At 60.8% G+C, this 26475-nt stretch carries 26 protein-coding genes; 7 read left to right on the plus strand and 19 right to left on the minus strand.

The window, feature by feature from the left end:
* Positions 1-169 precede the first annotated feature (169 nt).
* The 5 genes from HU724_RS01340 to HU724_RS01360 are packed head-to-tail and all read right to left on the minus strand — an operon-like array spanning position 170 to position 4078.
* A complete protein-coding gene (locus HU724_RS01340) occupies positions 170-805 on the minus strand; it encodes an SCO family protein (RefSeq protein WP_016772335.1) in 636 nt (211 codons plus the stop codon).
* Entirely contained in the window at positions 802-1701 is a 900-nt protein-coding gene (cyoE, locus tag HU724_RS01345) for a heme o synthase (RefSeq protein ID WP_133335412.1), read from the minus strand. Before cyoE ends, HU724_RS01340 begins: the two co-directional genes overlap by 4 nt.
* The gene (locus tag HU724_RS01350) at positions 1689-2768 is read right to left on the minus strand and encodes a COX15/CtaA family protein (protein WP_186569780.1); all 1080 of its coding nucleotides are present in this window, start codon (positions 2766-2768) and stop codon (positions 1689-1691) included. The genes cyoE and HU724_RS01350 overlap by 13 nt, the downstream gene beginning before the upstream one ends.
* Before the next feature lie 10 nt (positions 2769-2778).
* On the minus strand, positions 2779-3372 hold the full coding sequence (locus tag HU724_RS01355) for a PA_0111/PP_0108 family redox-active disulfide protein (RefSeq protein ID WP_056791251.1): 594 nt from the start codon (positions 3370-3372) through the stop codon (positions 2779-2781).
* Positions 3338-4078 carry an SURF1 family protein gene (locus HU724_RS01360; protein WP_186569781.1) on the minus strand — a complete coding sequence of 247 codons (741 nt, stop codon included), beginning with the start codon at positions 4076-4078 and terminating at the stop codon, positions 3338-3340. Before HU724_RS01360 ends, HU724_RS01355 begins: the two co-directional genes overlap by 35 nt.
* Positions 4079-4148: 70 nt before the next feature.
* On the opposite strand from HU724_RS01360, the gene HU724_RS01365 reads away from it, so the two are divergent.
* A complete protein-coding gene (locus HU724_RS01365) occupies positions 4149-4352 on the plus strand; it encodes a twin transmembrane helix small protein (RefSeq protein WP_024015001.1) in 204 nt (67 codons plus the stop codon).
* 83 nt (positions 4353-4435) lie between these two features.
* Here HU724_RS01365 and HU724_RS01370 read toward each other — a convergent pair whose 3' ends face one another.
* From HU724_RS01370 to coxB, 4 genes are all read right to left on the minus strand, one after another.
* Positions 4436-5323, minus strand: a complete 888-nt coding sequence (locus tag HU724_RS01370) for a cytochrome c oxidase subunit 3 (RefSeq protein WP_016772329.1) — start codon at positions 5321-5323, stop codon at positions 4436-4438.
* A 25-nt stretch (positions 5324-5348) separates the two neighbouring features.
* The gene (locus tag HU724_RS01375) at positions 5349-5900 is read right to left on the minus strand and encodes a cytochrome c oxidase assembly protein (protein ID WP_133335402.1); all 552 of its coding nucleotides are present in this window, start codon (positions 5898-5900) and stop codon (positions 5349-5351) included.
* A gap of 126 nt (positions 5901-6026) precedes the next feature.
* Positions 6027-7613 (minus strand): cytochrome c oxidase subunit I, encoded by a 1587-nt coding sequence (ctaD, locus tag HU724_RS01380; protein ID WP_016772327.1) that lies wholly within the window; start codon positions 7611-7613, stop codon positions 6027-6029.
* 82 nt (positions 7614-7695) lie between these two features.
* On the minus strand, positions 7696-8823 hold the full coding sequence (gene coxB, locus HU724_RS01385; protein ID WP_133335400.1) for a cytochrome c oxidase subunit II: 1128 nt from the start codon (positions 8821-8823) through the stop codon (positions 7696-7698).
* Positions 8824-9193: 370 nt separating this feature from the next.
* On the opposite strand from coxB, the gene HU724_RS01390 reads away from it, so the two are divergent.
* Positions 9194-9844 (plus strand): hypothetical protein, encoded by a 651-nt coding sequence (locus HU724_RS01390; RefSeq protein WP_133335398.1) that lies wholly within the window; start codon positions 9194-9196, stop codon positions 9842-9844.
* Positions 9845-9980: 136 nt separating this feature from the next.
* Here the strand turns inward: HU724_RS01390 and HU724_RS01395 are convergent, their stop codons facing one another.
* The 3 genes from HU724_RS01395 to HU724_RS01405 all read right to left on the minus strand — a co-directional run bounded on the left by HU724_RS01395 (position 9981) and on the right by HU724_RS01405 (position 13622).
* Positions 9981-11507, minus strand: a complete 1527-nt coding sequence (locus HU724_RS01395; RefSeq protein ID WP_071173969.1) for a SulP family inorganic anion transporter — start codon at positions 11505-11507, stop codon at positions 9981-9983.
* A gap of 90 nt (positions 11508-11597) precedes the next feature.
* Entirely contained in the window at positions 11598-12326 is a 729-nt protein-coding gene (locus tag HU724_RS01400) for a carbonic anhydrase (protein WP_016772323.1), read from the minus strand.
* Between the two features lie 237 nt (positions 12327-12563).
* Complete coding sequence (locus HU724_RS01405) at positions 12564-13622, minus strand: PA0069 family radical SAM protein (protein WP_186569782.1); 1059 nt, start codon at positions 13620-13622, stop codon at positions 12564-12566.
* Positions 13623-13857: 235 nt separating this feature from the next.
* Between HU724_RS01405 and HU724_RS01410 the strand changes: the two genes are divergently transcribed.
* On the plus strand, positions 13858-14160 hold the full coding sequence (locus HU724_RS01410) for a hypothetical protein (protein WP_133335394.1): 303 nt from the start codon (positions 13858-13860) through the stop codon (positions 14158-14160).
* Between the two features lie 68 nt (positions 14161-14228).
* Here HU724_RS01410 and HU724_RS01415 read toward each other — a convergent pair whose 3' ends face one another.
* Genes HU724_RS01415 through HU724_RS01425 form a run of 3 tightly spaced genes read right to left on the minus strand, consistent with a single transcriptional unit; the run spans position 14229 to position 18076 of the window.
* On the minus strand, positions 14229-15530 hold the full coding sequence (locus tag HU724_RS01415) for a c-type cytochrome (RefSeq protein WP_186569783.1): 1302 nt from the start codon (positions 15528-15530) through the stop codon (positions 14229-14231).
* 12 nt (positions 15531-15542) lie between these two features.
* A complete protein-coding gene (locus HU724_RS01420; RefSeq protein ID WP_186569784.1) occupies positions 15543-17327 on the minus strand; it encodes a GMC family oxidoreductase in 1785 nt (594 codons plus the stop codon).
* Between the two features lie 2 nt (positions 17328-17329).
* Positions 17330-18076: a gluconate 2-dehydrogenase subunit 3 family protein gene (locus HU724_RS01425; RefSeq protein ID WP_024015018.1), complete on the minus strand. Its 747-nt coding sequence runs from the start codon at positions 18074-18076 to the stop codon at positions 17330-17332.
* A 280-nt stretch (positions 18077-18356) separates the two neighbouring features.
* Between HU724_RS01425 and HU724_RS01430 the strand changes: the two genes are divergently transcribed.
* Positions 18357-19004: a phosphatase domain-containing protein gene (locus HU724_RS01430; RefSeq protein ID WP_186569785.1), complete on the plus strand. Its 648-nt coding sequence runs from the start codon at positions 18357-18359 to the stop codon at positions 19002-19004.
* Positions 19005-19009: 5 nt separating this feature from the next.
* Here HU724_RS01430 and HU724_RS01435 read toward each other — a convergent pair whose 3' ends face one another.
* The 3 genes from HU724_RS01435 to prlC form a co-directional block, all read right to left on the minus strand.
* Positions 19010-21034 (minus strand): M3 family metallopeptidase, encoded by a 2025-nt coding sequence (locus HU724_RS01435; RefSeq protein ID WP_186569786.1) that lies wholly within the window; start codon positions 21032-21034, stop codon positions 19010-19012.
* Between the two features lie 112 nt (positions 21035-21146).
* On the minus strand, positions 21147-21437 hold the full coding sequence (locus tag HU724_RS01440; protein WP_016772316.1) for a YheV family putative zinc ribbon protein: 291 nt from the start codon (positions 21435-21437) through the stop codon (positions 21147-21149).
* Positions 21434-23485 carry an oligopeptidase A gene (prlC, locus tag HU724_RS01445; RefSeq protein WP_225927654.1) on the minus strand — a complete coding sequence of 684 codons (2052 nt, stop codon included), beginning with the start codon at positions 23483-23485 and terminating at the stop codon, positions 21434-21436. The genes HU724_RS01440 and prlC overlap by 4 nt, the downstream gene beginning before the upstream one ends.
* Before the next feature lie 89 nt (positions 23486-23574).
* On the opposite strand from prlC, the gene HU724_RS01450 reads away from it, so the two are divergent.
* Together HU724_RS01450 and HU724_RS01455 are read left to right on the plus strand one after the other, a co-directional pair.
* Positions 23575-24120, plus strand: coding sequence for a gamma carbonic anhydrase family protein (locus tag HU724_RS01450; RefSeq protein ID WP_076564866.1), 546 nt, complete (start codon positions 23575-23577; stop codon positions 24118-24120).
* Between the two features lie 28 nt (positions 24121-24148).
* Positions 24149-24799, plus strand: a complete 651-nt coding sequence (locus HU724_RS01455) for an HAD family hydrolase (RefSeq protein WP_024015022.1) — start codon at positions 24149-24151, stop codon at positions 24797-24799.
* 99 nt (positions 24800-24898) lie between these two features.
* Here the strand turns inward: HU724_RS01455 and HU724_RS01460 are convergent, their stop codons facing one another.
* Complete coding sequence (locus tag HU724_RS01460) at positions 24899-25975, minus strand: aminopeptidase (RefSeq protein ID WP_186569788.1); 1077 nt, start codon at positions 25973-25975, stop codon at positions 24899-24901.
* A gap of 58 nt (positions 25976-26033) precedes the next feature.
* Here HU724_RS01460 and HU724_RS01465 point away from each other — a divergent pair, with 58 nt between their 5' ends.
* Entirely contained in the window at positions 26034-26456 is a 423-nt protein-coding gene (locus tag HU724_RS01465) for a PA0061/PA0062 family lipoprotein (RefSeq protein WP_186569789.1), read from the plus strand.
* Positions 26457-26475: the final 19 nt, after the last annotated feature.

Genomic DNA, 26475 nt, shown 5'->3' on the forward strand with positions numbered 1-26475 from the left:
TTCCCCTCACCCCAGCCCTCTCCCGAGGGAGAGGGGGCCGACCTTCAAGCTTTTCGAGCCTGAGATCGACTCATAATTGCAGGTCGGCGCAATTCGAATAAACACCTCGGTCAGTCCCCTCTCCCTCTGGGAGAGGGTTAGGGTGAGGGGCGTTTTAGCTTTTTAACTGTCAATTGCGCTCAAGCATCGCCGGCAACTGCGCCACCAGCTTGGCATTGTTCAACGGCGCGCGAATAAACCCACGCTGTGTGCCGTCCGGCCCGATCACGGCCAGATTGCCGCTGTGATCCACGGTGTAATTCGGCTTGCTGGTATCAGCGGGAATGAACGGAATGCTCACCGCGTTCGCGACCTTCTGCAGCTCCTCGATCGACGTTGGCGTCAGGCCAATGAACTGCGGATCGAAGTAGCCCAGGTACTGCTTCAACTGCTTCGGCGTGTCGCGGTTGGGGTCAACGCTGACCAGTACGATCTGCAACTTGTCCACAGCCTCTTTCGGCAATTCACTCTTGATCTGCCGCAGTTGCGCCAGGGTGGTCGGGCAGATGTCCGGGCAAAAGGTATAGCCGAAGAACAACAGACTCCACTTGCCTTTCAACTCGTCAATCGCCACCGGTTTGCCGTCCTGATCGGTCATGGTCACGTCCGGCAGGTTGCGGCTCTGCGGCAGCAGGATAATGCCGGCGTCGATCAGCGCAGTCGGATCGCCCTGGCCTTTGCCGTTCAGCACTTTATTCACGGTAAGCCCGAGGATCAGCGCGATCACGGCGACGAGGATGAAGACGGTTTTCTGGGTTCGGGTCATAGGTTCAACAGTAAGTAGTGGTCTACGAGCAGGGCGATGAACAACAGGAACAAGTAATAAATAGAGTACTTGAAGGTATTGATCGCCGCGTGCGGCCGAGTGCCACGGTACAGCACCACGGCCCATTGCAGAAACCTCGCGCCGAGGGCGAGGGCGCAGATAAGGTAAAGCATGCCGCTCATGTGAATCACGTACGGCAACAGACTCACCGCCAGCAGCGCGAAGGTGTACAGCAGAATGTGCACTTTGGTGTAGTGCTCCCCGTGCGTCACCGGCAGCATCGGAATGTCGGCCTTGGCGTATTCCTCTTTGCGGTGGATGGCCAGCGCCCAGAAATGCGGCGGCGTCCAGGCGAAGATGATCAGCACCAGCAACAGCGGTTCGGCGCTGACATGGCCGGTGGCGGCGGTCCAGCCCAGCAGCGGTGGCGCGGCACCGGCGAGGCCACCGATGACGATGTTCTGCGGCGTCGCACGCTTGAGAAAGCCGGTGTAGACCACCGCGTAACCGAGCAGCGAGGCGAGAGTCAGCCACGCGGTCAGCTGATTGGTGAAGGTCAGCAGCAGCGTCTGGCCGAGCAATGCCAGCACGAGGGCGAAGGTCAGCGCCGCCGCAGGTGAAACCCGGCCTTCGGCCAGAGGCCTTTTGTGCGTGCGCGCCATCACCGCATCGATGCGCCGGTCGACCACATGATTGACCGCCGCCGCACCGCCGGCGCACAAGGCTATGCCCAGATTGCCAAACACCAGCACCGTCCACGGCACGCCGGCGCGGGTAGCGAGGAACATGCCGACCAGCGAGGTGATCAGCATCAGCACCACGACTTTCGGTTTGGTCAGCTCCAGATAATCGCGCCACAGCGCTTGCGCCGCGCGCTCCCCGATCAGACTCGCCATGGCGTTTCTCCTTTCAATGCGATGGGCGCGACGACAGGTTTGTGCGCACTCAAGCGCCAGCGCACCAGCCCTGGTTGGCTCACCCGCAGCAGGCTGGTGCGCGCGTGATAATTGACCAGCACCAGCGTCAGCAACAACGCCGCGCCGCCAGCGTTATGGGCGACGGCCACTGGTAGCGGTAGATGAAACAGCACGTTGCTGATGCCGAGGGTGATCTGCGCGGCGAGGGCGATCAGCAGCAATCCGGCCAATCGGGTCATGCCTACCGCTTTCAACTGCCAGGCCAGACCGAGCAGTACGACCGTCACCAGCAAAGCGCCGATGCGGTGAGTCAGGTGAATCGCCGTGCGCGCGTCGCTATCGAGTTGTCCGCCGAGATAATTCGGGCCGATGTGCTGGGTCAGGTGGAAACCGTTGGCGAAGTCCGCCGGCGGCAGCCATTGGCCGTGGCAGGTGGGGAAGTCGATGCAGGCCACCGCTGCGTAGTTGGAACTGACCCAGCCGCCCAAGGCGATCTGGCCGATCACCAGCAGCAGGCCCGCCGTCGCCCAGTATTGCAGGCGCTTCGGTACCGTCAGCGCCGGCAGCACGCCGGACAACCTCAGCGTCAGCAGGAACAGCAGACTCAACGTGGCAAAGCCGCCGAGCAAATGCCCGGTGACCACTTGCGGCCAAAGCTTGAGCGTCACCGTCCACATGCCGAACGCTGCCTGAGCGATGACCACCGCCAGCAGAAACAGCGGCAGTTTCACCGGCTGGCCCGGATGGCGCCGGTTGGCCCAGGCGCGCCCCGCCAGCACTGAAATCAGCAAGCCGAGGGTGCCGGCGAAGTAGCGGTGAATCATCTCGTTCCAGCCCTTGTGCGCCTCCACTGGCGCGTCAGGGAAATGCAGTTCGGCATGGGCCAGTTGCGCCTCGCTTTCTGGCACGCTGATAAAGCCGTAGCAGCCTGGCCAGTCCGGGCAGCCGAGGCCGGCGTGGGTCAGGCGCGTATAGGCGCCGAGCAGCACGACAATCAGCGCCAGCAGGGTGGCAAACAGCGCGAGGCGAAATCCAGGTTTGGCCATGACGATGCCCTTATCCGATGTTCGACAGTTTCAGCAGATGCCGCAGGTCGTTAAGCAGATCCTTGCCCTTCACATTCGGCTCGTAACGCAGCACCAGATTGCCGTGCGGGTCGACGATCCACAGCTGCGGCACAGCTTTATCGCCGGTGGTCCTGGCGAACACCCCGGCATCCAGCGGATAGCGCTGCAACTGCGGATATTCGCGGTCGAGTTTGGCGGCGTAATCAGCGCTCAGTGGTTGCGCGGCGGCGAGGGCGTGGCTGGCGCGCCCGGCTTCGCGGCCGAGGCTGATCTGGATCTGCCGCGCCAGATAAACCAGTTGCTGGCAATCGACGGCACAATCCTTCGGCGCTGTGACCAGAATCTGCCAGCGCTGCTCATCGGCCTGTACGCCGAGGTCGGCGCGGGTCTGGCCGTTGCCGATCAGCTCGCCGTGGTAGCTGCGTCCTTCCGGCACCCAGAACTGCAATTTGTACATGCCGGTGGCGAGCAGCATCGGCCCGACCACGCCAAGCACGATCAGCAACAATTGAATGCGCCCGCGCCGGCGGCTGGGAACGGGTTTGGCCTCAGACATGCTGGGTGGATTCATGGCGCTTCCCATGGCGTTTCTCCTTTGCGTTGTGCCAGCCCAAATAGAGGTAGAGCCCGAGCAACGCCGTGGCCATGGCGAACCATTGCACGGCGTAGCCGAGGTGTTTTTCCGGACCCATCGCGACTACCGGCCAATCGGTCTGATAGCTGGCGGGGCCGGGTTCGGCGCGTAATTCGTAGGCGAAGCCGTCGCGCTCCAGGGTTTGCCACAATTTGCCCGGCTCGACGGCGGTAATGGTTTGCGGCCAGACATGGCTGACCGGATCGGCGTGCAACTGGAACGTTGCGCCGGGGGCGACATAGACCCAGGCGTCGAGCGTCAGCGCCTCGGCCGGTGTCGTGAATTGCGGCGGCACGCGCCGATCGGGCCATGGCAGCCAGCCGCGATTGACCAGCAGCCAGAGGCCGCTGCGTTGGTCCTGAAACGGTTGCAGCAATTCGACGCCGACCTTGCCGCCACGCTGGCGGTTGTCCAGCAACAGCGTGTGGGCGGGGTCGAACTGGCCGTGCAGGCGCACGCGGCGGTAAGCCGGGTCGGCGTTGCCGAGCAGTTCACTGCTGGCCAGCGGTTCGGCCACGCGACGTTCGGCATAACTGGCCAGCAGCGCGGTTTTCTCCGCGCCCCGGCCCAGTTGCCAGAAGCCCAGTGCAACCATCAGCGGCAGCAACAGCGCCACCACGACAGTGGGAATCACGCCCGGGCGAAAGCACTTCATGGGCGCGCCATAAAGTCAGTCATCGCGATCGCTATACTCAAGTGCATCGCCTGTCCCCCGGAGTCTTGCCATGTTCAAAGCAGCGATCGTCCTGATGCTGATTGCCACGGTCGTCAGCCTGTTCAGCGGCCTGTTTTTCCTGGTCAAGGACGACAGCAGCTCCAATCGGCTGGTCATCGCCTTGAGTGTTCGGGTGGCACTGGCCGTGGTCACCGTCGGCCTGATGGCCTGGGGTTTCTACAGCGGCCAGTTGGTGTCCCACGTACCGTGGTAGCTGCAAGCTACAAGCGGCAAGCTACAAGTTGGGAGCCATCCCGCTTTGACTTGAAGCTTGCAGCTAGCAACTTGCAGCTGTTTTCAGAGCACATAAACGAAGAAGAACAAACCGATCCACACCACATCGACGAAGTGCCAATACCAGCTCGCCGCCTCGAAACCGAATTGGTGCTCGTTGTCGAAATGGCCTTTCATGATGCGCATCAGCATCACGAACAGGATGATCGTGCCGATGGTAACGTGGGCGCCGTGGAACCCGGTGAGCATGAAGAACGTCGCGCCGTAGATGCCCGAACCGAGGGTCAGGCCCAGCTCTTGGTAGGCGTGGATGTATTCCTCGGCCTGGAAACCGAGGAACGCGATGCCCAGCAGCACGGTGATCGCCAGCCACAGTTTCAGCGCGCCGCGATGGCCTTTCTTCAGTGCGTGGTGGGCGATGGTGATGGTCACGCTGGAGCTGACCAGCAGGATCGTGTTGAGTAGCGGCAGGCCCCACGGGCTGATGACGTCCTTGGGTGGGGGGAACAGTTTCGGGTCGGGGTTGTTCAGCAACGGCCAGACATATTCGAAGTTCGGCCAGAGCATTTCCGACAAGCCCTTGCTGCCTTCGCCGGCCAGCCCCGGTGCCGACACGACGCGGATATAGAACAGCGCGCCGAAGAAGGCGACGAAGAACATCACCTCGGAAAAGATGAACCAGCTCATGCCCCAGCGGAACGAGCGGTCCAGCTGCGGGCTGTACAGCCCCGCGCGACTTTCCTTGATCACCGCACCGAACCAGCCGAACAGCATGTACGCCAGCAGCAGGCCGCCGACGAAAAAGATCAGCGGGCCGTGGGAATCCGGGCGTGCGGCCTTGAGATCGTTGAACCAGGTGGCGAGGCCGTAGACGGTGACGAACATCCCGAGCGTGGCGATGATCGGCCATTTGCTCTGGGCCGGGACGTAATAATGCTCATGAGTTGCCATTTATTGTTCTCCTTATCGGCCACGCTCAGCCGCCAGTGTTAACAGCCACCGGCGGATGTCGGGCGGTGATATCGAACAGCGTGTAGGACAGCGTCAGATGCTTCACTTCCTTGGGCATGTCGCGGTCAACGATGAAACGCACCGGCATTTCGATCTGCTGACCGGGTTGCAGCACCTGCTGGGTAAAACAAAAGCATTCGGTCTTGTGGAAAAACGCTGCGGCGTTGCTCGGCGCGATGCTCGGCACCGCTTGCGCACTCATCGGCTTGTCGGTGGGATTGCGCGCGATGAACACCATTTCGTTGACCGCGCCGGGGTTGGCAGTCAGCTCGTCGTGCTTGGGATAAAAGTCCCATGGCATGTCCGCGGTGTTGGTCGAGAGAAACTGCACGCGCACTTGGCGCGAGGTGTCGACCACTTGCTCGCCCGCATACTGGCCGCCGGTCTTGCCGTTGATGCCGAAGGCTTTGCACATCACGTCATAGATCGGCACCAGGGCAAAACCGAAGACGAACATCGCCACCACCACCAGCAGCAGACGAGTGACGAGTTTCTTCAGCGAGATCGAGTCAGCCATGATTTTCAGCCTCGACATGAACCCCTGTGGGAGCGAGCCTGCTCGCGAAGCAGACGCCGCGGTGCTTCAGACACACCGCGTCAGCGTTCTTCGCGAGCAGGCTCGCTCCCACAAAGGACTCCATGTTCATTTCACTTCCGGCGGCGTGGTGAAGGTGTGGTACGGCGCTGGCGACGGCACGCTCCACTCCAGCCCTTCGGCGCCGTCCCATGGTTTGGCCGGGGCCGGTGCGCCGCCTCGAATGGTCTTGATGACGATGAACAGGAAAAAGATCTGCGTGGCGCCGAACATGAATGCGCCGATCGACGAGACCATGTTGAAATCGGCGAACTGCAGGTTGTAGTCCGGGATCCGTCGCGGCATCCCCGCAAGACCGACGAAGTGCATCGGGAAGAAGGTCAGGTTCATGCCGACGAACGACAGCCAGAAATGCAGCTTGCCGAGGGTCTCGTCGTACATGTGCCCGGTCCACTTCGGCAGCCAGTAATAGGCCGAGGCGAAGATGCCGAAGATCGCCCCCGGCACCAGAACATAGTGGAAGTGCGCGACCACGAAGTAGGTGTCCTGATACTGGAAGTCCGCCGGGGCGATGGCCAGCATCAGCCCGGAGAAACCGCCAATCGAGAACAGAATGACGAATGCCACGGCAAACAGCATTGGCGTCTCGAAGGTCATCGAGCCTTGCCACATGGTGCTCGCCCAGTTGAAGACTTTCACACCCGTCGGCACGGCGATCAGCATGGTCGCGTACATGAAGAACAACTCGCCCACCAGCGGAATGCCGACCACAAACATGTGGTGCGCCCAGACGATGAACGACAGGAACGCGATGCTCGCCGTGGCGTAGACCATCGAGGTGTAGCCGAACAGCGGCTTGCGCGCGAAGGTCGGGATGATCTGGCTGACCGCGCCGAACGCCGGCAGGATCATGATGTACACCTCGGGGTGGCCGAAGAACCAGAACACATGCTGGAACAGCACCGGGTCACCACCGCCGGCAGCACTGAAGAAACTGGTGCCAAAGTGGATGTCCATGAGCATCATCGTCACGCACCCGGCGAGCACCGGCATCACTGCGATCAGCAGAAACGCGGTGATCAGCCAGGTCCAGACGAACAGCGGCATTTTCATCAGGGTCATGCCGGGCGCGCGCAGGTTGAGGATGGTCGCGACCACGTTGATCGCGCCCATGATCGAACTGATGCCCATCAAGTGGATGGCGAAGATGAAGAACGTCACGCTCTCCGGTGCGTAAGTGGTGGACAGCGGCGCGTAGAAGGTCCAGCCGAAATTTGGCCCGCCACCCGGGGTGAACAGTGTCGAGACCAGCAGCAGAAACGCCGCCGGCAACAGCCAGAAGCTGAAGTTGTTCATCCGGGGCAGGGCCATGTCCGGCGCGCCGACCATCAACGGAATCATCCAGTTGGCGAGACCGACGAATGCCGGCATCACCGCACCGAACACCATGACCAGACCGTGCATGGTGGTCATCTGGTTGAAGAATTCCGGCTGCACGATCTGCAGGCCGGGCTGGAACAGCTCGGCGCGAATGACCATGGCGAACGAGCCGCCGAGCAGGAACATGCAGAAGGCAAACCACAGGTACAGCGTGCCGATGTCCTTGTGGTTGGTGGTCAGCACCCAGCGCATCAGGCCTTTGGCGGGGCCGTGGGCGTGGTCGGCGTGACCGTGGTCATCGATGACAGCGCTCATGGCCGGTCTCCTTCACGAAAGTGGACGGGGCAGGCCAGGGCGCGCTGCCCCGACCGGTTCACTGAATACGCAATTGACCGGCTCATTTGCTTTCCGCCTGTTTCAGCTCCAGCACTTCTTTTGGCGTGACCATGTCGCCCTTGTTGTTGCCCCAGGCGTTACGTTCGTAAGTCACGACCGCTGCGATATCGACTTCCGACAGCTGTTTGCCGAACGCCGCCATGGCGGTGCCGGGTTTGCCGTGGTAGACGATGCTCAGGTGATCCTTGATCGGCCCGGTGGCGATTTTCGAGCCCTTGAGTGCCGGGAACATCGGCGGCAGGCCCTGGCCTTCGGCTTGGTGACAGGCCACGCAAGTGGTGTGGTAAACCTTGTCGCCGCGCTCATTGAGCTCGTCGAGGGTCCATTCCTTGCTGGTCAGTTCTTTGAGCTGCGCGGCCTCGGCCTTGCGCTCGGCGAGCCATTTTTCATAGTCGGCCTGTTCCTTGACCTCGACCACGATCGGCATGAAGCCGTGATCCTTGCCGCACAATTCGGCGCACTGGCCACGGTAGAGACCGGGCTTGTCGATGCGCGTCCAGGCTTCGTTGACGAATCCGGGGATCGCATCGCGCTTGACCGCAAACGCCGGCACCCACCAGGAGTGAATGACGTCAGCCGAGGTCACCAGAAAGCGCACCTTGGCGCCGATCGGCAGCACCAGCGGCTTGTCGACTTCGAGCAAGTAATGCTCGCCCTTGGCTTCCTTGTTGTGGATCTGCTCGGCGGGGGTGGCCAGGTTGCTGAAGAACTCGACGTCCTGGCCCAGGTATTTGTAATGCCACTTCCACTGATAACCGGTGATCTGGATATCGATGTCCGGCTCGCTGGTGTCGTACATCTTGATCAGCGTCGCGGTGGCGGGGACGGCCATGGCCACCAGGATCAGCAGCGGCACGATGGTCCACATGATCTCGACGCCGGTGCTTTCGTGGAATTTGGCTGCGACCTGGCCGGTGGAGCGGCGGTGCACCATCATCGACCAGAACATTGCGCCGAAGACGATGATCCCGATCACCACACAGATCCAGAAAATGGTCATGTGCAGGTCGAATACTGCGTGACTGATTTCAGTCGCTCCAGGCGCCATATTCACAGTCCATGCCGCGTTGGCCGGGCTGAAAATCGACCACAACAGGAGGCCCATCCAGACATGTGGATGTCGCATCATTGCGGGTTCCCCTTATCGTTCTTGTTATCCCGCCGGCGTATCGCCTGCGGCAAGGGAGCGGCTGCATCAGACTACGAACTTGAATCGCCGGGCCTTGCTGCGGGTGCAGTCGGGCGTCATCAGCTAACTCCATTCATTGGCGAGTATAGACAGCGCCCGGGAATTGCAACCCGGTCACGTAAATGAGCTGAAACACCCGGCGCTTGCGTTCAAGTGCCCGAATGGAGAAGGATGCAGACGAGTGGTGGCGAATGGATATAACGCAGCTGCATCAAGGATGAAATAATTATGACAAATGCGTCTTAGCGTTTTTTGTAAGCCAGCTAAGTTATGTCTTCCCTATTTCATTGCCTTGTTTCCTGGAGTTTTCATGAACACCGCCGCATTGCGCGAGCAGATCCAAAAAGCCCAACAGCACGAAAAGGACACCGGCCTGCTGACCCGTCAGCTGGAAAGCAAGCTGCCTCACCTGCACCCGGCGATCCAGTTGCCGGAAGCCGACGCCCAGGGCGTGCTGACGCGTTTTGTCGCCGCCTACATCGATGAAGTACCGGACCTGCTGGATGCAGCCAATGAAGTCGCCAGGGAAGCGGGAATCGAATCGCAGATCAAACCGGTGCTGAAAATCGCCGAGCAGTATTTCCTCCAGCCGCTGGCGATCATGGCCGGACACGTCGGCCTGGACAGCCTGCTCGACGAGGCCTATCTGGCACACCGTTTTGTCGAAGAGGTCAACGACCTGTACATCAAGCATTTCGGCCAGCCATTGATTCCCTTGGACATGACGGTCGCCAACCTGATTGCTCACCAATTGATCGGTGAGGAATTCGCCAACCAACTGGACGAAGCGGTGCATCACGCGATCGACGAGATGCTCAACGAAGAGAGTTTTGCTTTGGAGTCGGTAGAAGCCTATCGCGAAAAACTCAGCAGTCCGGACACTGGCGCGGCGTGGAAACGCTGGCCGTGCATGAGCCGCCGGTTGGGTGTGGGGCTTGAGCTCGATCAGCCTGCTGCCTGATTTTCTTGTGTCATAAATCCAGTGTGGGAGCGAGCCTGCTGGCGAATGCGGTCGATCATTCAACATCTCTGTTGGCTGATGTTCCGTTTTCGCGAGCAGGCTCGCTCCCACAGGGTTTGCGTTTTGAGGTCGACTTCTAACCCGCCGCACCAATCCCGGTATTGGTCCGCACCCGGCCTTCCAGCCTGCGCTTCAACCCGCGCGATTCGATCAACAGCTTCGACCCCTTCGCCGCATTCGCCCGGCCCCATTCCTCAAGCAACTCGAGACAGGAATGGTCGATGTAGCTCAGGTTGTTCAGCGGCACATGCACCGTCGTGCCGTGGGGAATGCTGCCCAGCACCTGGGTCAGCGCCGGCACTTTGAGGAACGTCGCCGCGCCGACCAGGCGCAATTCCATTTCGCCGTCCTGCGGCAGGTCGATCAGGCTGATTTTCAGGCGCGAAGCCTTGAATGCCAGTTTCAACATGGTCAGGCCGAAACCGATCAGCACACCGGTGAGCAGATCAGTGAAGATGATCGCCAGCGCCGTCGCAGCGTAGGTGAACATTGGCATCCGCCCGTACCGACCCAGACCACGGAAAGCTTTCAGGTCGACCAGTTTGAAACCGGTATACACCAGCACACCCGCCAGACTCGCCACCGGAATGCTTTGCAACACGCTCGACAGCAACAGCACGAATGCCAGCAGCCACAGGCCATGGAAAATCGTCGAGTAGCGTGTGGTCGCACCGGCCTGAACGTTGGCCGAACTGCGCACGATCACCCCGGTCATCGGCAGCGCGCCGACCAGGCCGCAGAGCATGTTGCCGACACCTTGTGCCGACAGTTCACGGTCGAAGTCCGAACGCACGCCGCTGTGCATGCGATCCACCGCCGCAGCGGACAGCAGGGTTTCGGCACTGGCGATAAACGCCACGGCGAACGCGGCGATCAGCAGCGTCGGGTCGGCCAGGCTCATCAGGTCGGCCGGCTTGAGCCAATCGATCGCCTCGGCCAGATTCGCCGGTACCTCGACGCGCTTGACCTGCAACGCCAGCATCAGGCTCGCCACCGTCGCCAGACCCACACCGAGCAATGCGCCGGGAATGAAGCGCAGCGAATGCGGGCGGAATTTTTCCCACAGCCACATCACCGCAATCGTCGACAAGCCGAGCAGACCCGCCTGCCAGCCAAACGATGGCAAGGCTTGCGCTACGGCCGCCGGAAACGCCGTGAGGTTGTCCAGCCCGGAAGGTTGCGGCTTGGCATCGAGCATCACATGGATTTGCGAGAGCACAATCAACACGCCAATGCCCGCGAGCATGCCGTAGACCACCGCTGGCGCCGTGACCCGAAACCAGCAGCCAAGCTTCAGGCGCCCGGCGACCAGTTGCAGAAAACCTGCGAGCAGCAGGATCGGCCCGAGCATCTCGACGCCATGCTGGCGCACCAGCTCGAAAACCAGCACCGCCAGACCCGCCGCCGGACCACTGACCTGCAACGGCGAGCCCGCCAGCCAACCGACCACCAGACCGCCGATGATGCCGGTGATCAGACCCTTGGCCGGCGGCAGCCCTGAGGCAATCGCGATGCCCATGCACAGCGGCAGGGCGACCAGAAACACAACCACGGAGGCGAGCAGCTCCCGTGGCAACACAGCTTTCAATTGAGCCGCACGCATGGCGATTCTCCCGAAGTTTTCTTCAGGCGTGGCGAGGCCGGGCCGCTGAATCAGCGGCCGGCGTCATACCACACAGATTGTTGGGAAGATTTAGAAGCGCGCTTTGGGCGTCGCCACAGGAATCGGATGGCTGCCGTCGAGAGGCAGGAAACGACCCTGGTCCGCGTCGTAAGCTTTGATTTCGCTGGTTTCGATGTTGTAGACCCAGCCATGGATGAACAGATGACCGTTCGCCATGCGCGAGGCTACCGAAGGATGGGTACGCAAGTGCTGCAGTTGGGCGATGACGTTTTCCTCGGTGAGGATCGGCATGCTGTCTTTTTCGTCGGTGCAGTTGCAGTTGTCGTGCACCATGGTTTTCGCGACTTCAGCGTGGCGCAGCCAGGCTTTGACCGTCGGCATTTTTTCCAGGCTGTCGGGGTTGAGTACCGCGCGCATGGCGCCGCAATCGGAGTGGCCGCAAATGATGATGTGCTGCACGCCCAGCGCCAGTACCGCGTATTCGATCGCGGTAGAGACGCCGCCGTTCATCTGACCGTAGGGCGGCACCACGTTGCCGACGTTACGGGTAACGAACAGATCGCCCGGCGAGCTCTGGGTGATCAGCTCGGGAACGATGCGCGAGTCGGCGCAGGTGATGAACATCGCCTTGGGCGCCTGAGCGGTAGCGAGCTTCTTGAACAGTTCTTCCTGCTGCGGAAAAACGTCATGGTGAAAGCGTAAAAAGCCATCAACGATCTGTCGCAGTGCTGCATCGGCGGATTGTGCTTCAGGGCTTTGCGCCGAGGCAGCCAACGACTGTTTATCCTTGTCACTCATGATTCATCCTCTTGTGCGGATTCAGGGAGTCTTCCCCGGTATTCCGGTATGAAGCCAGTGGCTGTTTAAACCATCCGGGTCATCCCGACCCGTCAGTCACTCGATGAACAAGGTAGCCGCCGAAACTTAACTGAAACTGAATCAAACGCTCTAGAACGTGTGTTCCAGGTCACAAAAAACGTGACTGGCGTGTTTCGGCGGAAGGATTCCAACCCGTCAACCCAAAGCCAATTGTCGCTAAATCAACGACATCTGGCGACCCGGCGGACAGAAGGCCGAGCAGTCGAGGTTATAGCCCTCGCGTTTGTTCAGGCCAAGCTTTTTGATGGCCTTGGCAAATCTTTGTGCGAGCAGGTCGGCAAACGGCCCTTCACCGCGCATCCGCGCGCCGAATCGGCTGTCGTAGAGTTCGCCGCCGCGGCTCTGGCGGATCAGGCTCAGCACATGGGCGGCACGTTGCGGATAGTGCGCCTGCAACCACTCCTCGAACAGCGGCGCGACTTCCAGCGGCAGGCGCAGCATCATGTAGGCAGCGCTTTGCGCACCGGCAGCGTGGGCCTCGGTCAGCAGGCTTTCGATTTCGCTGTCATTGATCATCGGAATCATCGGCGAACACAGCACGCCGACCGGAACGCCTGCTTCGCGCATCACCCGGATCGCGCGCAGGCGTGCCTTGGGCGCAGCGGCGCGCGGTTCGAGGATGCGTTTGAGTTCATCATCAAGCGTGGTCAGGCTGATCATCACCGCCACCAGCCGTTGCTGCGCCAACTCCGTGAGCAAATCGAGATCGCGCAGAATCAGCGAACCTTTGGTGACGATGGTCACCGGGTGGCGATAGCGCAGCAGCACTTCCAGGGTCTGCCGGGTGATTTTGTGTTCGCGCTCGATGGGCTGATACGGGTCGGTATTGGAGCCAAGATTGATCGGCGCGCATTGATAGCCGGGTTTGCTCAGCTGTTCTTCGAGGACCTGGGCGGCATTGGTCTTGGCAATCAGCCGGGTTTCGAAATCCAGGCCCGGCGACATGTCCCAATAGGCGTGGCTGGGCCGTGCGTAGCAATAGATGCAGCCGTGTTCGCAGCCGCGATAGGGATTGAGCGAACGGTCGAAGGGCAGATCCGGCGAGGTGTTGCGGCTGATGATCGATTTGGCCTTCTCGATGATCACTTCGGTGTTTTGCGTCTCTGGCACTTCCTGATACCAGCCATCGTCCTCGGCCACTGAACGACTCGGCGCAAAACGGTTGTGCGGGTTGGTTGCGGTGCCGCGACCGCGGGGCGGAACTGGGATGTTCATCGAACGAACCTCTGCTCTGTATATGCATACAGTATCCGAGGGGGTGCGCTGCGATCCAGTACCGTTCAGCGATGCTTTACCAATAGTGATACCGCACAGAGTTTGACTGAGCAATTGTCATCAGGTCGCGACAAGTCAGGACACAGATGACTAATTGCTGAACTCAGGTCCGCTATATAGGCTCTGGAACTCCCGGCAACAGACTCCGGCCAACTAATTAAAAGGATTTGATTGAATGTCTTACTTGAATCAACGCGGTGTTTTCCTGCAAATGATGCAGCCGAGTATCACCGATTCCAACACTATTGTTTCGCTGCAACTGGCGCGCAAGGAGCTGGGCTGGAACGCGGAGCAAGAGCTGTCGACCGAGACCCTGGTCGATTCTGTCTACGTCGTGGCGGTATCGGCTGACAAGGGCAAAACGTTCACCATTCGCACTGACAAGAAAGATGTCGACGGTGACGGCGATATTGATAGTGATGACAAGGCGAAGTTGATCGCCTTGGCCAAAGCTTATGTGGCCATCATTAATCCGTAAGCAGAAGTAATCGCACAACTTCATAACTGAAACCCCCTGCATGAATACATCATGCAGGGGGTCTATTTCTAGTTATGTTGGGTGACTTGGCCGAGATCATCGCCGGAAGTGTTTTGCATATCCTCGCTGCGCAGATGCGCAACCTCTTTGGCACTGACTGGCGCGCCCTTGTTACCCCAGCTGCCACGGATGAAACTCACCACGTCCGCGACTTCCTGATCCGTCAGGCGCCAGGCGAAACCTGGCATAGTGAAGGCCGATGGCGCTGCGTGCGTCGCCGGCAAGGTTGCGCCTTTGAGCACGATGTGAATCAGCGACGTCGGATCCTCCGTCTGCAGCACCGGATTGCCCGCCAGCGCCGGGAACACCCGGGTGTAGCCATGGCCATCGGTACGGTGGCAGGCCGCGCAGTTGTCGATGTACACCGACGCGCCGCGTTGGCTGTCGTCACCGTTCCACAGCGCTTTGGCTACTTTCTCGTCGTACTGATGCGGCTGATCCGCCGGGTCATTGGCCGGCAGTGATTTGAGATAGCGGGCAATCGCGGTGAGGTCGGCGTCGCTCATGTACTGCATGCTGTGGGTGACCACATCGCTCATGCCGCCGAACACTGCGCTGCGATCACTGCGCCCGGTCTTGAGGAACTGCACCAGTTGTTCTTCGCTCCAGCTGCCGAGGCCATCCTTGTGATCGCCGCGCAGGCTCTTGGCGATCCAGCCTTCAAGCGGAGCACTGCCGGCGAGGAATTCGCTGCCGTCCGCCGCGCTCAGGGATTTTTCCTGCATGGTCAGTGCGCGCGGGGTGTGACAGGCGCCGCAGTGGCCGAGGCCTTCAACCAGGTACGCGCCGCGATCGATCACCGGATCGGCCGACGTGGACTGGTAATCCTCGACCTTCGGTGCGAACAGCCAGCGCCAGCCCATCAGCGGCCAGCGCATGCTCAACGGCCACGGAATGTCGCTGGCCTTGTTCTCCTGCGCCACCGGTTCGACGCCGTGCATGAAGTAGGCGTACAGCGCTTGCATGTCGGCCTGGTTGACCCGCGCGTAGGACGGATAAGGCATCGCCGGGTACAACGTGCTGCCGTTTTTGGCAACGCCATGGCGCACGGCCTGATCGAAGTCTTCGAAGCTGTAATCTCCGAGGCCGGTTTTATCCGGGGTGATGTTGGTCGAGTAGATCGTGCCGATCGGCGTCTCCATCGGCAGCCCGCCGGCGAACGGCTTGCCGCCCTTGGCGGTGTGACAGGCCACGCAGTCACCGGCGCGGGCGAGGTATTCACCTTGCTTGATCAGATTTTGATCAACGTCGGCCGCATAAATTGCAGTGCTGCCGAGCAGGGCGAGGGTGGCGATAACGAAAGTTTTCATGGTCATCGCTCCTTAAGCCTGCACCAGCGGGCCGGGGTTTTTCAGGTACTGCTCGCGGATCGCTTTCGCCGACCAGTAGGTCAACGCCGCGACCAGTCCGGTCGGGTTGTAGCCCAGGCCCTGCGGGAACGCCGAGGCGCCCGGGACGAACACGTTGTGCACGTCCCAGCTCTGCAAATAGCGGTTCAGCGCGCTGGTCTTCGGATCGGTGCCCATGATCGCGCCACCGTTGAGGTGGGTGGTCTGGTACGAGGCGGTGTTGAAGTGGTCGCCGACTTGCTTGCCGATCACCGCGATGGCTTTAGGGCCCATCGCTTCGGCGATCTTGCCCATTTTTTCGACCATGAAGCGGTTCATCTTGATGTCGTTTTCCTGCCAGTCGAAAGTCATGCGCAGCAGCGGCAGACCGTAAGCGTCGCGGTACACCGGATCGAGATCAAGGTAGTTGCCACGGTAGGACTGATGCGCGCCGTGGGCGTCCATCGACACCTGGTGGGTGTAGTAATCGGCAGTGGCGCGTTTCCACGCGCTGCCCCAGGCCGGAGTGCCCGGCGGGTTGGAAGTACCGGCAATCGGGCGGCTGCCAGCCTGATTGACCCACATCGGCGAGCCACCGACGAAGCCGTGTGGGCCGTGGTCGAAGTTGTCGGCGTTGAAATCGTCCACCGCCACGCCGTTGCCGCCGGCGCCGATGAAGTTGTTGGTGTGGGTGTCCTTGTCGAAAAACGCCTTGATGGTGGCCATGTTCTGGTAGGCGAAGTTACGCCCGACCACGCCTTCGCCGCTGATCGGATCGTACGGTTTGCCGATCCCGGACAGCAGCATCAGCCGCACGTTGTGCAACTGGAAGGCGCCGAGGATCACCAGATCCGCCGGCTGCTCGATCTCGCGGCCCTGGCCGTCGATGTAGGTGACGCCGGTGGCTTTGGACTTGCTGCTGTCGAGGTTGACCCGCAGCACATGGGAGTTGGGCCGCAGTTCGAAGTTCGGCAGGGGCTTGAGCGCCGGCAGAATGTTCACGTTCGGCGAAGCCTTGGAATACATGTAGCAGACGTAGCCGCTGCAGAATCCGCAAAAGTTGCACGGCCCCATCTGTGCGCCGTAGGGATTGGTGTACGGCCCAGAGGTATTTGCCGAAGGCAGGTTGTAGGGTTTGTAACCCACCTCTGTAGCCGCTTTGCCGAACAGCTGTGCGGATACGGTGTTTTTCTGCGCTTCAAGCGGAAACGGATTGGAGCGATCCGGCGCGTAGGGGTTGCCGCCCTTGCCCTGACCGACCAGTTGACCTTTCACGGTCCAGGCCTGGCCGGAGGTGCCGAAGACTTTTTCCGCGAAGTCGAAAAACGGTTCCAGCTCTTCATAGCTGACGCCGAAATCCTGGATGGTCATGTACTTGGGGATGAAGCTTTTGCCGTAGCGTTCTTCATAGTGGCTGCGCATGCGCAACTCGATCGGGTCGACGCGAAAGTGCACGCCCGACCAGTGCAGACCGGCGCCGCCGACGCCATTCCCCGGCAGAAACGCGCCCAACTGGCGGTTGGGCAGGGCGATATCATTGACGCTGTGGCGAATGGTCACCGTCTCTTTGGAGATGTCCTGAAAGAGCTTTTTCCGCACGCTGTAGGTGAGTTCATCGATCACCTGTGGATAGTTGCCGTCGGGGTAGGTGTCCTGCATCGGCCCGCGCTCCAGCGCCAGCACGTTCAGACCCGCTTCGGTCAGCTCTTTGGCCATGATGGCGCCCGTCCAGCCGAAACCGACGATGACTGCATCAACCTTCTTCATTACCGTTGCCATGCTTACGCCCTCTCGCCGCGAATCGACACTGCCGGGAAGGGGTATTGCTCGTTGCGTTCCACCCAATCCATGAAATCGGCGCGGGCGCCGGGGAAACCGATCATGGTCCAGCCGACCATGCCTTTATTGCCACCGTGGATCGGGTCGCAGAAGAAACCCTCCTTGGTGTTTTGCAGCAGCAGATTGAAGAAAATCTTCGCCGGCACCGCATCGAACTGCGGCTTGCCGGCTTCGAGTTGCTTGAGCAAATCGTCTCGGGTAGCGCTGTCTTGCTCGGCAAATGTTTTACCGCTGAGACCTTTTACCCACTGATCCGTGGCGGCGATGCCGAGGCGATAGATGTCTTTGGGTACCAGTTTGCTCTGCCAGCCCATCTCCGGCGCAGCGTCGGCATTGAATGGGCCTTGCATGTACCACAGGGCACCGGCGGCGTACGGCGTGTTCATCTGCCGGTCGATGTATTCCGGCACGCCGGCTTCAAGCGCGCCCGGGCCTTGCGCGTCGTTGGGGATCAACTGGGCGACGGCGGCATTGATGAATGCCCATTCTTCAGCGGTGAAAAAGCTCGGCTGATAATCACCGGCGCCAGCCGCGGCCGGTTTTGCTGCGGCAGGCGCCGGTGTGCTTTCAGGTGCGGCTTGCAGCACGCTGCTGCCCAGGCCGGTACCGGCAAGCGTGACCACCGGAATCAGGGTCAGGGATTTGCGCAAGAACTCACGCCGCGGGTTGTCTCGATCTTGATCAGACATGGGGGGCACCTCATCAGGCATAGAAGTCAGCCGCTTCTGCGAGCAGCTCGAGGAATTTTGCGTCGCGATGACGAGGGTCTGTCCCGAAAAAGGGCGCCACGTCTGCAACATCATGTGACAAATGGTAGCAGGCTAAGCATCAAGAAAAACCGTTTGCACGGAAAAAAGCCCGGCGAAGCGACGATTCACGTTTCTTTGACGACCGGCTCACGGCGCGTTGACCGCTCAAAAGCGAAGCTGCAATTCCTTCAATGAAGATTGCCGAAACGGTCAGCCCAGCATGTCTCGAGTGCGCTTTTTCCCCGCGTTATGTTTTTCGCTTGTTGCCCTGTTGCATGGCATTGCCGCCCGGGCGGCCGACGCCACGCCATCTCGCCCGGCCGAGTGGGCACAGCCGGTTGAGGCGCAGTTCAACCTGTTCCGCATGTCACCGACGCTGTATCGCAGCGCCTTGCCCAGCCGCAGTGCGGTGCCGCTGTTGAACGATCTGCATGTCGTCACCGTAATCAACTTCCTGCCTGACGCTGATAGCGACTGGCTCTCCGCGCCGGGCATCAAGCAAGTGCAGCTGCCGTATCGCACCAACCACGTCGACGACAGCGATGTGCTCAAGGCTCTGCGCTCGATTCAGTCCGCCGAAGCCGACGGCCCGGTGCTCATGCACTGCAAGCACGGTTCTGACCGCACGGGTCTGATGGCGGCGATGTACCGCGTGGTGGTGCAGGGCTGGAGCAAGGAGCAGGCGCTCAAGGAAATGACCGAGGGCGGTTTTGGTGGCAGTCAGCATTTCCACGACAGCGTGCGCTACGTGATGCAGGCCGATGTCGATCGGTTGCACGAAGCCTTGATCAATGGCGAATGCAGCACCAGTGCATTCGCCATGTGTTCGATGAAGAGCTGGTTCGACTCGGCGCACGTCGAGCGTTGATCAGCTCAATCGGCTGGCGCAGGAAACAGCGCGCTGTCGATCGGTTTACCCAAGAACGCTTGCAGCGCGGCGGGGAGTGACTGTCTGTCACCCGAGAGCAGGTGTTCGCGCATGTCCCGGCCCGTCTGTTCGTTGAACAGGCCTTCACGTTCGAAGCGTTTGAATGCCTCGCTCGCCAGCACACCCGACCATTTGTAGGCGTACAGCGAAGCCTCGTAACCGGTCACCAGATAATCGCAGCTGTTGGCGAAGCGGCAGTAGGCTGGAATATGCAGGCCCGGGAATGCGCTTTGCACATCCGCCATCACTTGTTGAACAGTGCGACCGTCGCCGTGACTGCGATGCAGTTCGAAGTCGAACAGCGCGCTCAGCAGCAGCATCGCCGTCTCTCGGCTGCGCTGGATGTCGGTGGTGGAAAACGCGGCGTCGGCCTGCGTTTCCGACAGGCGCTCACCGCTCTGATGATGCGTACCCAGCCAGCGCAGGAATTGCCCGGATAGCGCCCATTTCTCGAACAGCTGCCCGACAAACTCGGCAGCGTCGCGGCTCAGTTGTGAAATGCCGGAACGATTGTAGTGCGGCGAACGTGTCAGCACGTGATGCAGGCAATGGCCGAATTCGTGCAGCAGCACGCGCAGATCCTGATGTGCCAGCAGATTCAGCCCGTCGGCGGCGGCCGTGTAATTGCATTGAAGCGAGGCTATCGGCAGTGATGGCCGGCCTTCCGCATTGATCCGTCGGTTGCGCAGTACACCTGTCCAGGCGTAGTCGGCGCCAGCGGCGCGGTGGAACGGGTCGATGTAGATGAAGCCGACCGTTTGCTCATGCTCGCTGACTTCGAACAGGCGCACGTTTTCGTTGAAAGTCTCCAGGCGAATATTTTCGCTGATCCTGATGCCGAACATGTGCTCACTGAAGCGGCACAGGCTCTGCAGTATGGCGTCCAGCGGAAAAAACAGGCGCAGGTCCTGCACCTCGCCGCCCAACTGCTTCAGGCGCAATTGCTCGGCGAGGAAGTCGTGATCCCACGCTTCTATCTGATCAATACCGTACTGGCGTGCAGAGGCTTGCAGGTCATCGGTTTCGCGCGCAAGCGCCGCTGCATTGAGGGCGATCTGCTGCTGCAGAAAACGGCGGACCTGGTCAGTATCCACGGCCATGCGGTCGAGCAGTCGCAGTTGAGCGAAATTGTCGAAACCCAACAGCCGGGCTTTGGCATGACGCGCCGCCAGCAGCTTGTGCAGCACCGGTCCGTTGTCGAAGCGGCCGGCGTATGGCCCCTGATCCGAAGCGCGGGTGCACCAGGCTTTGAAACACTCTTCACGTAAACCGCGGTGCCGCGCCCGCTTCATGACCTGATCGCAAGTGTTCTGATCGAGTGTCAGCCGCCACCCGGACAGGCCGGCCTTGTTGGCATTGGTGGCCAGATGCGCCCGCGTTTCGGCCGGCAGTCCCGCCAACAGCGCTGCATCATCGATGTCCTTGCTCCATGCCGCGTTGACCGATTTGAGGTTGCTCATGAAGCGCTTTTCCAGCAAATCGATTTCGCCGTTCAATCGCGTCAGATCCTTGCGCTGCGCACTCGACAATTGGCTTCCCGCCAAGTGAAACCGGCGCAGGATTTTTGCCAGCGAGGCTTTGCGTGCATCACTGAAGCTGGCGGCTATGGAGCTCTGTGCCAATCGTTGATAAACCTGGAGCAACTGTCGATTGCCGGCCTTCGCAGCCTTGTAATGCTGCGCAGCGTGGGTGCTGAGCGCTTCCTGCGCCAACCACTCGGGATCATCGGCATGCCTGACCGAGAGGAATTCGATAATCGCCATGGTTTCATCCAGGCGTGCATCGGCTTCATCAATGGCAATGACCACGTCGTCCCAGTTGGGATGCTCAACCTGAGTGGCGATGACGTTTTCGATGATCAGCAGATTGTCGGCAACGATGCGCTCGACTGCCGGCAGCAGATGTTCGGCGCGTATCGCCGACCAGGGCGGCAACTGCCATTGTTGCAGGAGTGGGTTGGTGTCAGGCATGGCGTCTTCCGTGAGAGAGGGCTGGATCGGCCAGCCTAATCAGGAAGCGCAGGGCAAGGTGGTGGATAGATACCGCCACTTGCCGACGATCATCGGCAGGTGGCGGTAGTTGTCACTGTTGCTCGTCGGGCTTTTTCTTCAACTTCGGGTTGGGGAAGAACTGCACGGCCTGGACCTTTTTGTCGGCGGCAGGCTTCAGCGCACTGGTATTGACCCGCGTGCCCAGTTCTTTGGGTACCGACAGCCCCTGCTCGTTGAGGGTGTCGGAGTATCCGCAAGCCACGCATTCGCGGTGCGGCACGCCGTCTTCGTTCCACATCATCAACTTGTCCGGCTCGCTGCACGCCGGGCAGACCGCCCCGGCGATAAAGCGCTTCTTGGTGATCACAGGGCCGTCGCTCATGCTGCCGCGTCCTCACTCAGGCCGCTGTGGCGCAACAGCGCGTCGATCGACGGCTCACGGCCACGGAAGTCGACGAACAGCACCATCGGTGCCTGCGAGCCGCCGCGCGCCAGAATCGCCTCGCGGAACGCCCGACCGGTTTCAGCGTTAAGCACGCCGTCTTCCTCGAATTTCGAAAAGGCATCGGCGGACAGCACTTCAGCCCACTTGTAGCTGTAGTAACCCGCTGCGTAACCGCCGGCGAAAATGTGCGCGAAGCTGTTGGGGAAGCGGTTGTAAGCCGGTGGACGCATCACCGACACTTCGTCACGCACGCCCTCGAGCACCTGCGCCACGCTGCGGCCATCGCCGTGGGTGGCGTGCAGTTCGAAATCGAACAGCGAAAACTCCAGCTGACGCACCATCATCAGGCCGGACTGGAAGTTCTTCGCCGCGAGCATTTTTTCCAGCAGGTCCTGCGGCAGTGGCTCGCCAGTCTCGTAGTGGCCGGAAATCAGCGCCAGGCCTTCCGGCTCCCAGCACCAGTTTTCCATGAACTGACTTGGCAGCTCGACCGCGTCCCAGGCCACGCCATTGATGCCGGATACGCCAGCGTGTTCGACGCGGGTCAGCAGGTGATGCAGGCCGTGGCCGAACTCGTGGAACAGGGTGGTCACTTCATCATGGGTCAGCAGCGCAGGCTTGCCGCTGTCGGCCGGGGTGAAGTTGCACACCAGATTGGCCACCGGGCTTTGCAGCACTCCGTCGACGGTGCGGCGACGGTCGCGGGCGCCATCCATCCACGCGCCGCCACGCTTGTTGGCGCGGGCATACAGGTCGAAGAAGAAGCGGCCGACGTGCTGGCCGTTTTCCTTGATCTCGAACAGGCGTACGTCCGGGTGCCAGGTGTCGAAGCCTTTCTGCTCGGCGATCTCGATGCCGTACAGACGCTGGACGATGGCGAACAGGCCGCTGAGGACTTTATCGATCGGGAAGTAGGCGCGCAGGGTTTCCTGAGCGACGCTGTAGCGTTGCTCGCGAAGTTTTTCACCGTAGAAACCGCTGTCCCAGCTTTGCAGGTCGGCGCAGCCCTGTTCGGCGGCGTAAGCGCGCAGCTGTTGCAGATCCTGCGCGGCGAACGGCTTGCTGCGCTGGGCCAGATCGCGCAGGAAGCTCAGCACCTGATCGCTGGATTCGGCCATTTTCGTCGCCAGGCTCAGCTCGGCGAAACTGGCGAAGCCCAGCAGCCGGGCCAGTTCCTGACGCAGGTCGAGGATATCTTCCATCACCGGGCCGTTGTCGTTCTGCCCGGCATTCGGGCCTTGGTCCGAGGCGCGGGTGCAGTACGCGGCGTAGACTTCTTCGCGCAGTGCGCGGTCCTGCGCATAGGTCATCACGGCGTAGTAGCTGGGGAATTCCAGGGTGATCAGCCAGCCGTCGAGGCCTTTGGCCTGGGCTGCGGCAGCCATCTGCGCCTTGGCCGAATCGGTCAGACCGGCGAGGGCGGCTTCGTCGGTAATGTGCTTGGTCCACGCCTGGGTGGCGTCGAGCAGTTGGTTGGAGAAGCGGCTGCCCAGCTCGGACAATTTGCTCTGCACTTCGGCGTAACGTTTCTGCTCGGCTTCCGGCAGATCGATACCCGACAGACGGAAATCGCGCAGGGCGTGTTCCAGAATGGTCTTTTGCGCGACGTCGAAACTGGCAGCTTCCGGACTGTTGGCCAACGCTTCATACGCCTGGAACAGTTCGCGGTTCTGGCCCATCTCGGTGGAGTAGGCGCTCAGGGCCGGCAGGCACGACTCGTAGGCTTCACGCAGTTCGGCGCTGTTGCACACGGCGTTAAGATGGCTGACCGGGCTCCATGCCGCACCGAGACGATCGTTGAGTTCGTCCATCGCCAGCACCAGACCGGCCCAGGTCGGGTTCTTGCCCTGGGTCTTGAGAATTTCGGCGATGGCGGCGCGGTTGTCCGCGAGGATGGTTTCGATGGCGGGCAGGACGTGTTCGGCACGGATCGTGGAGAACGGCGGCAGGTCGTAGCACTGCAAAAGAGGGTTGTTCACGCTCACGGTTGGCACCTTGGCTGGAAGAAACATGCGCCCATCTTAATTACAATCGACACTCACCGCAGCTATCGGCGACAGAGAGAGAACTAATCGTGTCCCTTCGCAAATACCAGAATCACACCCCCCGCCTGAGCAACGGCGCATTCGTCGACGGTTCGGCGGTGGTGATCGGCGACGTCGAAATTGGCGCAGACAGCTCGGTCTGGCCGCTGACGGTGATCCGTGGCGACATGCACCGCATCCGCATCGGTGCGCGCACCAGCGTGCAGGACGGCTGCGTGCTGCACATCACCCACGCCGGCCCATTCAACCCGGACGGCTTTCCCTTGCTGATCGGCGATGACGTGACCATCGCCCACAAGGTCATGCTGCACGGCTGCACCGTTGGCAGCCGCGTATTGATCGGCATGGGCAGCATCGTCATGGACGGCGCCGTGGTCGAGGACGACGTGATCATCGGCGCTGGCAGTCTGGTGCCGCCGGGCAAACGCCTGCAAAGCGGCTTTCTGTATGTCGGCAGCCCGGTCAAGCAAGTGCGCCCGCTGACCGACAAGGAAAACGCCTTCTTCACGTACAGCGCGGCGAATTACGTCAAGCTCAAGGACCTGCATCTGGCCGAAGGCTACGACCAGTTCTGAATTGCCCTACACCTGCTCGGGAATTTCCATGCATTACCAGACTGTACTGTTCGACCTCGATGGCACCCTGACCGACCCGCGTGAGGGCATCACCCGCTCAATTCAATTTGCCTTGGCCAATCTCGGCATCGACGAGCCGGACCTGAGCAAACTGGAACACTTCATCGGCCCGCCGCTGCTGCAAGCGTTCATGCAGTTCTACGACTTCGACGAGGCCAAGGCCTGGGAAGCGGTGAATTTCTATCGCGAGCGCTTCAAGGTCACCGGCCTCTACGAAAATCGAGTGTTCGACGGGGTGACGCCGTTGCTGGAGACCTTGAGCGGGCAGGGGCGGCAGTTGTACATCGCCACCTCCAAACCGTGGGTGTTCGCCCGCGAGATCGCCCGGCACTTCGACTTCGCCCGCCACTTCAAGGTGATCTACGGCAGCGAGCTGGATGGCACGCGAACCAACAAGGTTGAGCTGATTGCGCATCTGCTCGAGGAAGAACGCCTGGACCCCGCGCAGACCCTGATGATCGGCGATCGCAAGCACGACCTGATCGGCGCGCGCAGCAATGGCCTGGATGCAGCGGCGGTGGGCTATGGGTTTGGCAGTTTCGAGGAGTTGAATGCCGAGGCGCCGGCTTATCACTTTGAAACCTTGGACGAGTTGCATCAGGCGTTTTTGCAGCGCTGATGAAATAGCCTTCGCGAGCAGGCTCGCTCCCACAGAGGCACCGCGATCCAATGTGGGAGCGAGCCTGCTCGCGAAAGGGCCGTTATGCCCCCGAGTTCCTTAGGACTGGGCCAGCGCTTTCAGCTTCGCCTTACGCTCATCAACCGGCAACCGTCCCAACCGCTCAACCTCGGCATAAAACCTCATCCAATCCCCATCTACTTGGCGGAACACCGCCGCAAACGCCGGCACCCACTGGTCATACAGCCCGAACGGCAACAGTCGCGCGTTGTTCAGCGGCGCATTGACCCAGGCGTCATAGCGATTGTCCCCGGCCCACTGACTGTCGCGCATGACCCGATACTCACGGCGCAAGCGCTCGAATTCAGCTGCTTTGCGCTCACGCATCTGCTCAACCGACAGCGGCTGCGCATACAGCGTCTCCAGTCGTGAGCGCGTGACGAGTACCAGCGCGATGAACTGGTCACGCTGCTTGAGCCTCGCATCCGACTCCGCCGGCAGCCCGCGAAACGCGCGCCATTGCCGCGTGCCTTCCTGCTCGACGAAGGTGGCGAATGACTCGTTGAACTCAGTGTCGTCCTTCACGTAGAAACGCTGATGCGCCAGTTCATGAAAAATCAGCGTGGCCAGTCGTTCGTCGCCCCATCCCATCATCGAATTGAGGATCGGGTCATTGAACCAGCCGAGCGTCGAGTACGCCTCGACCCCGCCGATCGACACGTCCATGCCCTGCAAGCGTTGAATCGCCGCCTCGCCACGGGCGGCGCTCTGGCTGTAGTAGCCGCGATAGGCCACGCAGCCGGCAATCGGAAAGCAGTGATTCTGCGAGGTGAGGGAAAACTCTGCGGTGGCGAACACGTTCCACACCACGAACGGCCGGCCAACGTCGGCGTAGAGACGATAGCTCTGGTTGTCCGGCAAGTGCAGATGCTCGCTGGCGAACGTGCGGGCCTTTTGTGATTGAGCCAGATGCGCGCGCAATCTGGCATCGCGGCTGGGGTCGGCAATGACTTTTTCGACCGGCTCCCGTGCGCGCAGCAATTGCAGTTGGCCGCTGGCCAACTGGCTGTAATAGCTGACGCTGGTGCAACCGTTGAGCAACAAAAACAACACACCCGGAAACAAAATCGGAAAAACGCGATCAAGTAACCCAAGGCTGGAAAACGGCCTGATCAAAATAAGAAATTCCCCGGAAAGTCTGCCCCAAGACTATCCCGCCTCAAGGAGCACCGCTATGCGCATGTTGATGCTGACAGGAGGCCTGCTGACGTTGGCCGGTTGTGCCGGATTCGGAATGCCCGACCCCGACCCTTCGCAAGCCTGGATCGATCTTGACGCTCGCCAACACGACACGGCGCTGCAAGCCGTACAAGTCGACGCCACACAGGCTGTCGACAAACGTTATTTCGAAGTGCAGCCCGGCAGCCATGAGCTGAAGGTGCGCTACCAATTCCCGGTCGAAGCCACCAACATCGGCCCGACTGCCGAACCGCTGTGGCGCGATTGCCAGTTGAGCGTGAAATTCAAGGATTTCAACGCCGGCCACCGCTATCAGCTGCAGGCGGGCAGCATCGGCTTCCGGCCTTGGGCCAAGCTTTATGACGAACAGCGCAAGGTTGTCGGCCAGGGCACACCGGCGGGCTGTCAGAGCAGTTGATCGGCGCTATGCTGCAAAT

Source organism: Pseudomonas iranensis (assembly GCF_014268585.2).
In the GTDB taxonomy this organism is placed as follows: Bacteria; Pseudomonadota; Gammaproteobacteria; order Pseudomonadales; family Pseudomonadaceae; genus Aquipseudomonas; species Aquipseudomonas iranensis.

Coding starts and splice junctions, on each gene's coding strand:
- HU724_RS01340 (WP_016772335.1), bottom strand. CDS start 805: ATGACCCGAACCCAGAAAACCGTCTTCATCCTCGTCGCCGTGATCGCG.
- cyoE (WP_133335412.1), bottom strand. CDS start 1,701: ATGGCGAGTCTGATCGGGGAGCGCGCGGCGCAAGCGCTGTGGCGCGAT.
- HU724_RS01350 (WP_186569780.1), bottom strand. CDS start 2,768: ATGGCCAAACCTGGATTTCGCCTCGCGCTGTTTGCCACCCTGCTGGCG.
- HU724_RS01355 (WP_056791251.1), bottom strand. CDS start 3,372: ATGGGAAGCGCCATGAATCCACCCAGCATGTCTGAGGCCAAACCCGTT.
- HU724_RS01360 (WP_186569781.1), bottom strand. CDS start 4,078: ATGAAGTGCTTTCGCCCGGGCGTGATTCCCACTGTCGTGGTGGCGCTG.
- HU724_RS01365 (WP_024015001.1), top strand. CDS start 4,149: ATGTTCAAAGCAGCGATCGTCCTGATGCTGATTGCCACGGTCGTCAGC.
- HU724_RS01370 (WP_016772329.1), bottom strand. CDS start 5,323: ATGGCAACTCATGAGCATTATTACGTCCCGGCCCAGAGCAAATGGCCG.
- HU724_RS01375 (WP_133335402.1), bottom strand. CDS start 5,900: ATGGCTGACTCGATCTCGCTGAAGAAACTCGTCACTCGTCTGCTGCTG.
- ctaD (WP_016772327.1), bottom strand. CDS start 7,613: ATGAGCGCTGTCATCGATGACCACGGTCACGCCGACCACGCCCACGGC.
- coxB (WP_133335400.1), bottom strand. CDS start 8,823: ATGATGCGACATCCACATGTCTGGATGGGCCTCCTGTTGTGGTCGATT.
- HU724_RS01390 (WP_133335398.1), top strand. CDS start 9,194: ATGAACACCGCCGCATTGCGCGAGCAGATCCAAAAAGCCCAACAGCAC.
- HU724_RS01395 (WP_071173969.1), bottom strand. CDS start 11,507: ATGCGTGCGGCTCAATTGAAAGCTGTGTTGCCACGGGAGCTGCTCGCC.
- HU724_RS01400 (WP_016772323.1), bottom strand. CDS start 12,326: ATGAGTGACAAGGATAAACAGTCGTTGGCTGCCTCGGCGCAAAGCCCT.
- HU724_RS01405 (WP_186569782.1), bottom strand. CDS start 13,622: ATGAACATCCCAGTTCCGCCCCGCGGTCGCGGCACCGCAACCAACCCG.
- HU724_RS01410 (WP_133335394.1), top strand. CDS start 13,858: ATGTCTTACTTGAATCAACGCGGTGTTTTCCTGCAAATGATGCAGCCG.
- HU724_RS01415 (WP_186569783.1), bottom strand. CDS start 15,530: ATGAAAACTTTCGTTATCGCCACCCTCGCCCTGCTCGGCAGCACTGCA.
- HU724_RS01420 (WP_186569784.1), bottom strand. CDS start 17,327: ATGGCAACGGTAATGAAGAAGGTTGATGCAGTCATCGTCGGTTTCGGC.
- HU724_RS01425 (WP_024015018.1), bottom strand. CDS start 18,076: ATGTCTGATCAAGATCGAGACAACCCGCGGCGTGAGTTCTTGCGCAAA.
- HU724_RS01430 (WP_186569785.1), top strand. CDS start 18,357: ATGTCTCGAGTGCGCTTTTTCCCCGCGTTATGTTTTTCGCTTGTTGCC.
- HU724_RS01435 (WP_186569786.1), bottom strand. CDS start 21,034: ATGCCTGACACCAACCCACTCCTGCAACAATGGCAGTTGCCGCCCTGG.
- HU724_RS01440 (WP_016772316.1), bottom strand. CDS start 21,437: ATGAGCGACGGCCCTGTGATCACCAAGAAGCGCTTTATCGCCGGGGCG.
- HU724_RS01455 (WP_024015022.1), top strand. CDS start 24,149: ATGCATTACCAGACTGTACTGTTCGACCTCGATGGCACCCTGACCGAC.
- HU724_RS01465 (WP_186569789.1), top strand. CDS start 26,034: ATGCGCATGTTGATGCTGACAGGAGGCCTGCTGACGTTGGCCGGTTGT.